Consider the following 12,524-nt stretch of genomic DNA (forward strand, 5'->3'; position numbering starts at 1 on the left):
CCGGAAACCACCTTTGGCGGTGACTTCAAAACCGAAGCTGTCTATGCCGATGTGGAAGTGCAATGCCTGATTATTTCGGGTGGGCTGGAAGATTGTTTCGACGATCCTGAAGACATCATCGAAGACGCGCAGGATGGCGAGGTTCTGGGCGAGCAAATCCTGAAGGGCAGCCTTCTGTGGCCGCTGATCCCTTATAGCTATAACACGATTGTCGATACGGGCGGAGTGGCACCGGGCCCACCGTCCGAGAAGAATATTCTGGGCACCGACGATACCTCGCGCGATGTGCTGGCGCGGGTGATCTATGGGTTCCGACTGTCAATCCTGTTTACGCTGATGGTGACCACGTTGGCCTCGGTCATCGGGATCATAGCAGGGGCCATTCAGGGCTATTTCGGTGGCAAGACAGACCTGATTTTCCAGCGAATTATCGAGATCTGGGGATCCACCCCGCAGCTCTATATCATCATCATCCTGTTCGCGATTTTGGGGCGCAGTTTCTGGTTGCTTGTCTTCCTGACGGTCCTGTTCGGTTGGCCTGCGCTTGTGGGCGTGGTGCGCGCCGAATTCCTGCGCGCGCGCAACTTCGAATACGTCCGCGCCGCTCGCGCCCTTGGGGTGTCGAACCGCGTGATCATGTTCCGGCACATGCTGCCCAACGCGATGGTTGCGACGCTGACCATGCTGCCCTTCATCGTGACCGCCACGATCGGTACGCTCGCCAGTCTCGACTTCCTTGGCTACGGGTTGCCGTCTTCCGCACCGTCTCTGGGGGAGCTGACCCTACAGGCGAAGCAGAACCTGCAAGCGCCCTGGCTGGGCTTCACCGCGTTTTTCACCTTCGCCATCATGCTGTCGCTTCTCGTCTTCATTTTTGAAGGCGTACGCGACGCCTTTGACCCAAGAAAGACCTTCCAATGAGCGTGCTTGAGGTCAATAACCTGTCGGTCAGCTTCCGTCAGGACGGGGCAGAAACGCACGCCGTGCGCAACGTGTCCTTTGACATCGCCAAGGGCGAGACTGTGGCGCTGGTGGGGGAATCCGGCTCTGGTAAATCCGTGACCGCCTTGTCGACCGTGGCCCTGCTGCCCGACAGCGCGACGATCTCTGGGTCGATCACCTATCACGGCGCGCAGATGGTGAACGCTGACGAAAAAGAACTGCGCCGGGTGCGCGGCAATGACATCAGCTTTATCTTCCAAGAGCCGATGACCTCGCTAAACCCCTTGCACACACTGGAAAAGCAGCTCAGCGAAAGTATCACGCTGCACCAAGGCCTAACCGGCTCTGCCGTGCGCGAGCGTATCCTCGAACTGCTGAACAAGGTCGGCATTCGCGATCCCGAAACACGGCTGTCGTCCTATCCACACCAATTGTCCGGCGGGCAGCGTCAGCGCGTTATGATCGCGATGGCTCTGGCAAACGGACCCGAGTTGCTGGTGGCCGACGAACCCACGACCGCTCTGGACGTGACCATTCAGGCGCAGATCCTTGAACTGCTGGCCGAGCTTAAGCGCACCGAAGAGATGAGCCTTCTTTTCATCACCCATGACCTTGGCATCGTGCGCAAATTCGCGGACCGGGTTTGCGTGATGAAAGACGGTGAGATTGTCGAGACCGGCCCCGCGACCGAGGTCTTCGCCAACCCGCAGCACCCCTATACCCAGATGCTTCTGGCGGCAGAGCCGTCGGGGCACCCAGATCCGGTTCCGGAACAGTCAGAAGAAGTCGTTTCCACAAAGGATCTGCGCATCTGGTTCCCCATCCACCGCGGGTTGATGCGTCGGACCGTGGGCCATGTGAAAGCGGTCAATGAGGCCTCGATCAGCGTGCGCTCGGGCGAGACGCTAGGGATCGTTGGGGAATCGGGCTCGGGCAAGACGACGCTGGCTTTGGCGATCATGCGGCTGATTAGCTCGCAGGGGGGCATTCACTACAAAGGGCAGAATATTCAGGGTTGGAAGTCCCGCCAGTTGCGCCCCTTGCGGCGGGATATGCAGATCGTGTTCCAGGACCCTTATGGGTCGCTGTCGCCCCGGATGACCATCGAGCAGATCGTTGCCGAAGGGCTGGGGGTGCATGGTGTGGAGCCGGGCAAGGACAAGCGCCAGATGGTGGCCGATATCCTTGAAGAGGTGGGCCTTGACCCCGCCATGATGCACCGCTATCCCCACGAATTTTCTGGTGGTCAACGCCAGCGGATCGCGATTGCCCGCGCCATGATCCTGCGGCCCAAGCTGATGGTTCTGGACGAACCAACCTCTGCATTGGATATGACCGTGCAGGTTCAGATCGTGGACCTGCTGCGTGAACTTCAGCGCAAATACGGGCTGGCCTATCTGTTTATCAGCCATGACCTGAAGGTGGTGCGCGCGCTAAGCCATAAGGTCATCGTGATGAAGCAGGGCGATATCGTCGAAGCGGGAAGTTCGGATCAGATATTCAACGACCCGCAGACCGATTACACCCGTGCGCTGCTGGCCGCAGCCTTCGATCTGGCCGAGCACCCTGCGGCCTGATCCAGTGAAGGTCCTTTTTGTTCATCAAAACTTTCCCGGGCAGTTCCCGCATCTGGCGGCCGAACTTGCACAACGTGGGCATGAGATTACCGTCATCACCCGGGCAAACAACGGACGCCCAATTCCCTACCCGACCTACCGTTATCGCTATGACGAGCCTGACCTGAACGTCCTTGGCAGCAACTATGCCAAGATGGCGATGCGCGGCGGCCGTGTGGCGGGGTTGGCGGATCGGATGCGCGAAGAAAAGGGCTATGTCCCCGACGTGATCGTAGGCCATTGCGGGTGGGGCGAGACGCTGTTTCTTAAAGAGGTCTGGCCCGAAGCGACATTGCTTGTCTATTCAGAGTTCTTCTATCGGACGCGTGGTCTGGATGTCGGGTTCGACCCCGAATTTGCGGACGAACGGCTTGAAAAACGCGTGCGCTCGGTCGCCAATCAAGCGCATCTTGCGCATGCGCTGATCAATGCAGATGTGATCCTCTCACCGACCAAGTGGCAGGCCAGCACGCATCCCCAGCCATTCCGCGACCAGATCAATGTGATCCATGACGGTGTGGATACGGATCTCGTTTGCCCGAACCCAAAGGCGCTCGTGAAGCTGGGTGAGGACGGGCCCGAGTTTCGTGCCGGAGATGAGGTCCTGACCTTTGTCAGTCGCAAGCTAGAGCCTTACCGCGGGTATCACAGTTTTATGCGCGCCCTTCCGAAGGTGCTGAAGGCTCGCCCGAACGCGCAGGTCGTGATCGTCGGCGAAGATGGGCGCGGTTACGGGCCAATCCGGGTCAATACGGGCGGATGGAAAGACGAGTTCTTCGCCCCGCTGAAAGACACACCCTTGGCCAAGCGGATCCATTTCACGGATCGTGTAAGTTACGCCGATTACCTAAGCATTCTACAGGTCGCACGTGTTCACTGTTATCTGACCTATCCGTTCGTTTTGTCCTGGTCGATGTTGGAAGCGATGAGTGCAGGCGTGCATCTAGTCGCGTCGGCCACACCGCCGGTTGAAGAGGTCATTACGGATGGGATGAACGGGACCTTGGTCGATTTCTTCGACACAGACCAAATCGCAGATGCCCTGATCGAGGGGCTCGCCAATCCGCAGGCCTTTGACTCTTTAAGGCAGACGGCAATAAAAACCGCGCAGGATCAATATGATCTGCGCGGTCAATGTCTGCCCAAGCTTGTGCAGCTTTTGGAAGGGTTGGCTACATAGCGGGGCTGTGCCCCGCTTTGGACAGATTATAAGCGTCGAAGGTTCTTGCGATCATGCGTGTCAGGGCTTGCCCTTTCTTTTTGATCTGCAATCCGGCTGGGGAAATCTCCAGCATATCGGGAAACGCGGCGCTAACCTCGGCGAACAAGGCATCCAGTTGACCGGGCTTGGGGTTGAAGTCACGCAAGATCTCGGCGCGATCAATCTGGAAGTCGCACATCAGCGCCTCGATCATTCGGGACCGCATCAGGTCTTCGCCAGCAAATACGTGGCCGCGACTGGTTGCGAAGCGTCTTTCTTTTACGCGTTTCACATAGTCGGCTGTCGCGGGGGCGTTTTGCGCAAACCCTTGGGGGAATTTCGAGATTGCCGAGGCTCCTAGACCGATCAGCGCTTCGGCTGTGTCATCGGTGTAACCCTGAAAGTTCCGACGCAGTCGGCCTGTGCGTTGCGCGATGTCCAACCCATCGCCGGGCTTGGCGAAATGGTCGATCCCGATCTCGCGATACCCGTCCCACAGGAACAGGCGCCGCGCGGTTTCGAACAGCTGCAACCGCTGAACAGGGGTGGGCAGCGCGTCGGTCGGGATCAATTGTTGACGCTTGGCCATCCACGGGACGTGCGCATAGCCGTAAAGCGCAACCCGATCCGGGGACAGTGACAGAAGTTTCTGAACCGATTCCGCGATTCGCTCTTTCGATTGGTGCGGCAGACCAAACAGGATATCGGCGTTCACGCTGCGAATGCCTCGGTCACGCAGCATGTCGATGACATCACGTGTGATTTCGAAGCTTTGGATACGGCCGATGGTTTTCTGGATATCGGTGTGAAAATCTTGAATGCCAACCGATGCACGGGTCATCCCCTTGCGCATCAGGGCGTCCAGCCGGGCCTCGTCAATCTGGTTGGGGTCAATCTCGACCGAGAACTCGGCCCCTTTGGACAGCGGTAGAATTTCGAAGACCGCGTCGGCAAGTTCTTCGATCATATCCGGGGCCATCAGCGTTGGTGTGCCACCGCCCCAGTGCATTCGGCTAAGCGTGATTCCCTTGGGAAGATTTTGGCCCAAAAGGGCGATTTCTTGCTTCAGATGAGTCAGATATCCGCGAACGGGAGAATCTGTTTGAGTACCTTGCGTGCGACAGGCGCAAAACCAGCACAAGTTCCGACAAAAAGGGATGTGCAGGTACAAAGATACCTTGCCCCCGTCGGGAAGTGCTGTAACCCATTGCTGAAAATAGCTATCTTGCACCGCGTCAGAAAAATGTGGCGCGGTCGGATAGCTAGTGTAACGTGGTACGCGTGCGTCGAATAGGCCCAGTTTAGCCAGTTGTTCCTGATGTTCCATGGACCTAGCTATAGGCGCGCGACGGAAACGCGACTTTGATTGAGGTCAAAAAGTAATGACTGCCCCGGGAATGATTTTCACGCACGTTGACTGTGCGAGTTGTCCAATTCGCCACCGTGCGGTTTGCGCGCGTTGCGATGCAGACGAATTGGCTGAGCTGGATTCTATTAAGTACTACCGAACGTTTGAAGCTGGTCAAACCGTGGTCTGGTCCGGTGATCAGATGGACTTTGTGGCCTCTGTCGTCGACGGAATCGCAACACTGAGCCAAACGATGGAGGACGGGCGCACCCAAATGGTCGGTCTGCTATTGCCGTCCGATTTCGTGGGCAGGCCAGGCCGTGAAGAAGCGGCTTATGATGTTACGGCGACAACCAAGTTGACCATGTGCTGTTTCCGTAAGGGCCCGTTCGAGAAGCTGATGGTGACAACGCCTCATATTGCGCAGCGCCTTTTGGAGATGACCCTTGACGAACTGGATGCGGCACGTGAATGGATGCTGCTTCTTGGGCGCAAAACCGCGCGCGAGAAGATTGCCAGTCTGCTTTCGATCATCGCGCGGCGTAACGCCAATATCAATGCGCCGGGTGGTGGGCTACCGGGGGTCACTTTTGACCTGCCCCTGACCCGAGAGGCGATGGCAGACTATCTTGGACTGACTCTGGAAACGGTCAGCCGTCAGATCTCGGCGCTGAAGAAGGATGGCGTCATTCATTTGGAAGGCAAGCGTACAGTCACCATCCCCGATTTCGATCGCTTGTTGGATGAAACCGGGGATGACGCAGACGGTGGTATCCTTGCCTAGCCACTAGTGGGCTAGGAAGACCGGAACTTCCGACGCTTCCAAAGTGTGGCGGGTCGCTCCGCCCAGAATTGCTTCGCGGAAGCGCGAATGGCCGTAGGCGCCCATTACAACCAAATCCGCACAGATATCAGTTGCGTGCCGTGCCAGCACATCGGCGACGCGGGGCATTGTCTTGGCCAGCACAGAGATTTCGGGGTGCACGCCTTGGCGCGACAGCCATTGCGACAGCGCTCCTCCGGGGTCCGACCGTTCCGGCCCATGGGGCGGCGGGTCGATGATGGCGATGTTCACCATGTCGGCAGCCTGTAACAGGGGCAGGGCGGCTCGAATGGCTGTCATTGCCTCGTTGCTTTGGTTCCACGCAACGACGACGTTTTTTCCGAAATTCGTGTTCGAAGGCAGGACAATCACAGGGGCCTGACCGTCGAACATGGCGGCTTCGATGATGGTCTCATCTTCGGGGCCGCAGTTTTCGCCATAGGGTTTGGGAAGAATCACTAGGTCCGAAAAACGGGCCCGTTGCGACACGATGTGCCCCATCCCACCAAGCTGCGCGACGATGGTCTCGCTGCTCCAAGGGATTGTTTCGCCCTGCATCCGAGCTTTGATCGCCGTTTCGATCGCCATCGCCTCGTCCTGCGCGCGGTGCAGGTTTTCCTGCATTACGACGGCGTTCGCCCCGGCATAGTAATAGCCCATTTGGGTCTGATCGACGCCAATAGCCAAAATATCCAGATGTGCATCCATTTTGGCAGCAGCCTGAATCGCGGCGTCCAGCGCCGAGGTGGCAAGGTCCACCCGATTGACGATTGTTAGAAGTGACTTGAAGCCCATCGGTGCCTCCTTTCGGTGAGTGATGAAAAAGAGCGGCGACTCCGCTCGTTGTTCACAGTGTGCGCCAAACCGAATTTGTGCGTCTTGACTTGGATCAAGGAAGCGCACGCCGCAACGCCGCATACCGAACCTGCCGAACTAGGAACCGCACGGTCGATTCGTGTTGGAACAAAAGAAGGGGACGCAGGAATGTGGGACTATGTAAGGATGGCCGCCTTTGCGGTAATCGCGCTTCTGGCAGCGATTGCAGCAAACTATGCGCGCGACGCGGCTTATCTTGTAAATGCGCTAACTGTCATGCTGGTGGCTGCCGGCATGTTTGTCTGGGAGCTTCGCCGTGCCGGCGAGCCGCGCCCAGCACCTGAAACGGGATATATGGACGGTGTCGTCCGAGCAGGTGTCATCGCCACCGCCTTCTGGGGCGTTGTCGGTTTCCTTGTCGGGACGTTCATCGCCTTTCAGCTGGCGTTTCCGTCGCTGAACTTTGAATGGGCTGAAGGCTATGCAAACTTCGGTCGCCTGCGTCCGCTGCACACGTCAGCGGTCATTTTTGCCTTTGGTGGTAACGCGTTGATCGCAACGTCGTTTTACATCGTGCAGCGTACCTCGGCCACGCGACTGTGGGGTGGGAACGCTGGCTGGTTTGTCTTCTGGGGCTTCCAACTGGTAATCATCCTGGCTGCAACCGGCTATCTTCTGGGGGCGACCCAGTCGAAAGAATACGCAGAGCCTGAGTGGTATGTTGACTGGTGGCTGACCATCGTTTGGGTCGTCTATCTGCTGGTTTTCCTTGGTACCGTCATGAAGCGGAAAGAGCCGCACATCTACGTGGCAAACTGGTTCTTCCTTGCGTTCATCGTTACCGTTGCAATGCTGCACGTGGTGAACAACCTGTCGGTTCCGGTCTCGATCTTCGGATCAAAATCGGTTCAGGTTTTTGCTGGTGTTCAAGACGCGATGACGCAGTGGTGGTATGGCCACAACGCTGTGGGCTTCTTCCTGACTGCGGGCTTCCTGGGCATGATGTACTACTTCGTGCCGAAACAGGCTGAACGTCCGGTCTTCTCGTACAAACTGTCGATCATCCACTTCTGGGCGCTGATCTTCCTGTACATCTGGGCTGGTCCGCACCACCTGCACTACACCGCGCTGCCGGATTGGGCTTCGACCCTTGGCATGGTGTTCTCGATTGTCCTGTGGATGCCGAGCTGGGGTGGCATGATCAACGGTCTGATGACCCTGTCTGGTGCCTGGGACAAGCTGCGCACCGACCCGATCATCCGTATGATGGTGATCTCGATCGGCTTCTACGGCATGTCGACCTTTGAAGGCCCGATGATGTCCATCAAAGCCGTGAACTCGCTGTCGCACTACACTGACTGGACCATTGGTCACGTGCACTCTGGTGCGCTTGGTTGGAACGGTATGATCACCTTTGGTGCCTTGTACTTCCTGGTTCCCAAACTGTGGAACAAGGAACGCCTGTACAGCCTGAGCTTGGTCAACTGGCACTTCTGGCTGGCGACCATCGGTATCGTTCTTTACGCATCCTCGATGTGGGTGACCGGTATCATGGAAGGCCTGATGTGGCGCGAAGTTGATGCGCAGGGCTTCCTTGTGAACTCTTTCGCAGACACTGTTGCCGCGAAATTCCCGATGTATGTCGTACGTGGTCTGGGCGGTGTCCTGTTCCTGAGCGGCGCAATCATCATGTGCTTCAACCTCTGGAAAACTGTCACCTCGGCACCGGCGAAAGCCAGCGACGCGGCTGCAGTTCCTGCTGAATAACGGAGGCGATTATGGGAATCCTTGATAAACATAAGATCCTGGAAACCAATGCCACGCTTCTGCTGGCAGGAAGTCTTCTGGTGGTCACGGTCGGTGGCATCGTAGAGATCGCACCGCTCTTCTACCTCGAAAACACAATCGAAGAGGTCGAAGGCGTGCGCCCCTACTCGCCGCTGGAGCTGGCTGGACGTGACATCTATCTGCGCGAAGGCTGCTATGTCTGCCACAGCCAGATGATCCGTCCGATGCGCGACGAGGTCGAGCGTTACGGTCATTACTCACTGGCGGCAGAGTCGATGTACGACCACCCGTTCCAGTGGGGTTCGAAGCGGACAGGTCCTGACCTGGCGCGCGTCGGTGGCCGTTACTCGGACGACTGGCACATCCAGCACCTGCGCGACCCGCAGTCGGTGGTGCCAGAGTCGGTGATGCCGAAATATGCCTTCCTCGAAGATAAGCTGATCGACGGGGAATACATTGAAGATCTGCTGAAGACCCACAAATTCGTGGGCGTGCCCTACACCGATCAGATGATCGAGGCCGCCTATGAAGACTTCCACACCCAGATCGACCCTTGGGCCGATACCGATGGGCTGCTGGAACGTTACCCGGGTGCTCAGGTTCGGAACTTCGACGGCAATCCGGGGATCTCGGAAGCAGATGCTCTGATCGCTTACATGCAAATGTTGGGTACTCTGGTCGACTTCTCGACCTTCGAACCTGACCCGAACCGCTAAGGGAGGTCGAGATGGACACATACACGATCACCCGCGCATTCGCAGATAGCTGGGGACTGCTTGGGCTGTTCATGTTCTTCATTGGTGTCATCCTTTGGGTTTTCCGCCCGGGTTCGACCAAAGAATACCGTGATACAGCTGGCATTCCGTTCCGTCACGAGAACGCCCCTGCCGACGATCAAATCAATGCAAAGGAGGTGCAGGCATGAGCACCGACGACAACAAAGATCCGAACGGCGTCGGCACCACGGGCCATTCGTGGGACGGCATCGAAGAGTATAACAACCCGCTTCCGAAATGGTGGCTGTATACTTTCTACGCCACCATCGTCTGGGGCATCGGTTATACCATTGCCTTCCCGGCATGGCCGATGATCAGTCAGGCAACACAAGGTGTGCTGGGTTACGATACCCGCGCCGAGGTTGCTGCCGACATCCAGCGTTACGAAGACGCAAACGCCGGTCTGGTTGCTCAGCTAGAGCAGACAGAACTGACCGAAATCGCGGCAGACCCTGCGCTGCACAACTACGCGGTTCAGGGCGGTGCGGCGGTCTTCAAGACCTGGTGTGCCCAGTGTCACGGGGCCGGTGCGGCCGGGGTTCAGGCCTCGGGGTATCCGAACCTGCTGGACGATGACTGGCTGTGGGGTGGCTCGATCGAAGAGATCCACTACACCGTCTCGCATGGTATCCGGAACGACAGCGACGATGCCCACTACTCCGAGATGCCGGCTTTCGGTGAGATTCTCGAAGAAGAGGAAATCGGCCAGGTGGTCAGCTATGTCATGACCCTTGCTGGTCAGGACGCTGACGCAGAGATGGCAGCTGCGGGTGAGGCTGTTTTTGCCGACAACTGCTCGTCCTGCCACGCCGAAGACGGCACTGGCGACCGCTATCAGGGCGCTCCGAACCTGACGGATGCGATCTGGCTTTACGGCGGTGATAAGGATGCTCTGACCGAGACCGTTACCAACTCGCGCTTCGGCGTGATGCCCAACTGGAACGAACGCCTGACAGAGGCCGAGATCCGGGCGGTCACCTCGTATGTCCACCAGCTTGGTGGCGGCGAATAAACACAAGGCTTCCGGGGCAGTCTCTGCCCCGGTTGACTGCACCGGCGCCCTTTCCTGTTCGCGCGTTTCCAAAAAGGGAGCCGGTGCTTTTAACTCCCCCTGAAATTTCTACGATTTCCCGCCCCCGTCCCAACTTTCCGGGTGCCGCTGGACCGATAATTTCTCAGCGGTTTACTGCGTCACCTACGGGCAAGGACAGACCGCACAAAGTTTTCCTGCATTTCCGGTATAGGTTTGATCCACGTCAAAGTGGACGCGAACCCTCTCTGCGACAAGGATCACAGAATTCTACCTAGTGACCGGAGCTTTCGGCTATGTCCTCTCAGGATCAAACACCTCCTGAACTTTATGCCTCGCGAGAGCCTATCTTCCCCCGTCGGGTAAGTGGTTGGTTTCGCAACCTAAAATGGGGCATCATGATTGTGACCCTTGGCATCTATTATCTGACGCCTTGGATTCGCTGGGACCGGGGCCCGAATCTGCCGGATCAGGCGGTTCTGGTCGATCTTGCAGGCCGCCGTTTTTATTTCTTCTGGATCGAGATTTGGCCGCACGAGTTTTATTTCGTCGCAGGCTTGCTGATCATGGCCGGTCTTGGGCTGTTCCTGTTCACATCGGCGCTTGGGCGAGTCTGGTGTGGCTATGCCTGTCCGCAGACCGTCTGGACCGACCTGTTCATCCTTGTTGAGCGTTGGGTAGAGGGTGACCGCAATAAACGGGTAAAGCTTTGGAACGCGCCGATGAGCGCCCGCAAACTGCGGCTTCGGATGACAAAGTGGACCCTTTGGTTCCTGATTGCCGTCGCAACCGGCGGCGCTTGGGTCTTCTACTTTACGGACGCGCCGACGTTGTTCGTCGACCTGTTCACTCTGAATGCACATCCGATTGCCTATACGACCATCGTCGTTCTGGCGGCATTTACCTTTGTCTTCGGTGGCTTCGCGCGCGAGCAGGTGTGCATCTACATGTGCCCGTGGCCGCGCATTCAGGCCGCGATGATGGACACCGACACGTTGACGGTTGGCTATCGTGATTGGCGCGGCGAACCGCGGGGGAAACACCGCAAGGCTGCCGGGGCCGAGAACCTTGGCGACTGCATCGACTGTAATGCTTGTGTGAATGTCTGCCCGATGGGTATCGACATCCGCGACGGGCAGCAGTTGGCCTGTATCACCTGTGCTCTTTGTATTGACGCTTGCGACGACGTGATGACCAAGATCGGCAAGCCTCGTGGCCTGATCGACTATATGGCCTTGTCCGACGAACCGAGGGAGCGTGAAGGCAACCCGCCCCGCCCAATTTGGAACCATATCTTCCGCGTGCGGACGATGCTTTACACCGGGCTTTGGTCGGCTGTCGGGATTGCGCTGGTGGTGGCCCTGTTTATCCGCCCGGACATTGACCTGACGGTCTCGCCGATCCGCAATCCGACCTTTGTGACCCTGTCGGATGGGACCATCCGAAACACCTATGACGTCCGGCTTCGAAACAAACACGGCGAAGCGCGCCCCTTCCGCATCACGGTGCACGGAAGCGACTTCCTTCATGCAGAACTTGAGGGCTCTGTGTATGAATCTGTCGAAGTTCCGGCGGATACCAGTAAACTGCAGCGTGTCTATGTGATGGCGCCGCCCTCTTCGGAACCTGCCAATAGCGACCGCACAGAATTCCGCTTCTGGGTCGAGGATCTGTCGAACGGCGAACGGGCCTATGCAGACAGCGTATTTAACGGAAAGACGAACTGATGACCAAAGAACTGACCGGACGCCATGTTTTCCTGATCACCGCCACGGCCTTTGCCATAATCATCGCGGTTAACGTGACTATGGCTGTGAACGCCGTGAAAACTTTCCCGGGACTTGAGGTGAAGAACTCTTATGTCGCCAGCCAGCAGTTCCAGACGCGTCGTGACGCGCAAGAGGAACTGGGGTGGGCGGTTCGCCCAATCTATGAAGGTGGTTACCTGACCCTGGCCTTTACCGATGCCGAGGGGCAGCCAGTAAACGTCGAGAACCTGCAGGTTCTGGTCGGCCGAACCACCGTATCGCAGGACGACGTCGAGCCAGAATTCCATATGGAAAGCGGCCGCTATGTTACAGAGCTTGAGCTGGGGCAAGGCATGTGGATGTTGCAGGTTCAGGCCGAAGCTGCGGATGGTACGCTGTTCCAACAACGCCTTGACCTGCAGGTGCGGGGCTAGGC

The 12,524-nt window shown here is 57.6% G+C and carries 12 protein-coding genes; 10 read left to right on the top strand and 2 right to left on the bottom strand.

All coding sequences use genetic code 11. The annotated features are described in order from the left end of the window. From CLM58_RS06125 to CLM58_RS06135, 3 genes are all read left to right on the top strand, one after another. A partial coding sequence (locus tag CLM58_RS06125) for an ABC transporter permease (protein ID WP_233133007.1) occupies window positions 1–921 on the top strand: 921 nt, incomplete at its 5' end. Further along, entirely contained in the window at window positions 918–2,519 is a 1,602-nt protein-coding gene (locus CLM58_RS06130; protein WP_095595047.1) for an ABC transporter ATP-binding protein, read from the top strand. The genes CLM58_RS06125 and CLM58_RS06130, both read left to right, overlap by 4 nt. 4 nt (window positions 2,520–2,523) lie before the next feature. Beyond that, complete coding sequence (locus tag CLM58_RS06135; RefSeq protein ID WP_095595048.1) at window positions 2,524–3,738, top strand: glycosyltransferase; 1,215 nt, start codon at window positions 2,524–2,526, stop codon at window positions 3,736–3,738. Here CLM58_RS06135 and hemN read toward each other — a convergent pair. Continuing rightward, a complete protein-coding gene (gene hemN / locus CLM58_RS06140) occupies window positions 3,731–5,086 on the bottom strand; it encodes an oxygen-independent coproporphyrinogen III oxidase (RefSeq protein WP_095595049.1) in 1,356 nt (451 codons plus the stop codon). The two genes, CLM58_RS06135 and hemN, sit on opposite strands and share 8 nt — an antisense overlap. A gap of 55 nt (window positions 5,087–5,141) precedes the next feature. Between hemN and fnrL the strand changes: the two genes are divergently transcribed. After that, window positions 5,142–5,891 (top strand): transcriptional regulator FnrL, encoded by a 750-nt coding sequence (fnrL, locus tag CLM58_RS06145; RefSeq protein ID WP_095595050.1) that lies wholly within the window; start codon window positions 5,142–5,144, stop codon window positions 5,889–5,891. A 3-nt stretch (window positions 5,892–5,894) separates the two neighbouring features. On the opposite strand, the gene CLM58_RS06150 is transcribed toward fnrL, so the two are convergent. Continuing rightward, the gene (locus CLM58_RS06150) at window positions 5,895–6,725 is read right to left on the bottom strand and encodes a universal stress protein (protein ID WP_095595051.1); all 831 of its coding nucleotides are present in this window, start codon (window positions 6,723–6,725) and stop codon (window positions 5,895–5,897) included. 189 nt (window positions 6,726–6,914) lie between these two features. On the opposite strand from CLM58_RS06150, the gene ccoN reads away from it, so the two are divergent. The 6 genes from ccoN (at window position 6,915) to CLM58_RS06180 (ending at window position 12,522) form a co-directional block, all read left to right on the top strand. Then, window positions 6,915–8,513 carry a cytochrome-c oxidase, cbb3-type subunit I gene (gene ccoN / locus CLM58_RS06155; protein ID WP_095595221.1) on the top strand — a complete coding sequence of 533 codons (1,599 nt, stop codon included), beginning with the start codon at window positions 6,915–6,917 and terminating at the stop codon, window positions 8,511–8,513. Between the two features lie 11 nt (window positions 8,514–8,524). Beyond that, on the top strand, window positions 8,525–9,250 hold the full coding sequence (gene ccoO / locus CLM58_RS06160) for a cytochrome-c oxidase, cbb3-type subunit II (RefSeq protein ID WP_095595052.1): 726 nt from the start codon (window positions 8,525–8,527) through the stop codon (window positions 9,248–9,250). An 11-nt stretch (window positions 9,251–9,261) separates the two neighbouring features. After that, a complete protein-coding gene (locus CLM58_RS06165; RefSeq protein ID WP_095595053.1) occupies window positions 9,262–9,459 on the top strand; it encodes a cbb3-type cytochrome c oxidase subunit 3 in 198 nt (65 codons plus the stop codon). Then, entirely contained in the window at window positions 9,456–10,322 is an 867-nt protein-coding gene (gene ccoP / locus CLM58_RS06170) for a cytochrome-c oxidase, cbb3-type subunit III (RefSeq protein WP_095595054.1), read from the top strand. Before CLM58_RS06165 ends, ccoP begins: the two co-directional genes overlap by 4 nt. A 314-nt stretch (window positions 10,323–10,636) precedes the next feature. After that, window positions 10,637–12,067, top strand: a complete 1,431-nt coding sequence (ccoG, locus tag CLM58_RS06175; protein ID WP_095595055.1) for a cytochrome c oxidase accessory protein CcoG — start codon at window positions 10,637–10,639, stop codon at window positions 12,065–12,067. Then, complete coding sequence (locus CLM58_RS06180) at window positions 12,067–12,522, top strand: FixH family protein (protein ID WP_095595056.1); 456 nt, start codon at window positions 12,067–12,069, stop codon at window positions 12,520–12,522. The genes ccoG and CLM58_RS06180 overlap by 1 nt, the downstream gene beginning before the upstream one ends. Window positions 12,523–12,524 lie beyond the last annotated feature (2 nt).

Origin of the sequence: Actibacterium pelagium, assembly GCF_002285415.1 — a bacterium.
Taxonomy (GTDB): Bacteria; Pseudomonadota; Alphaproteobacteria; order Rhodobacterales; family Rhodobacteraceae; genus Actibacterium_B; species Actibacterium_B pelagium.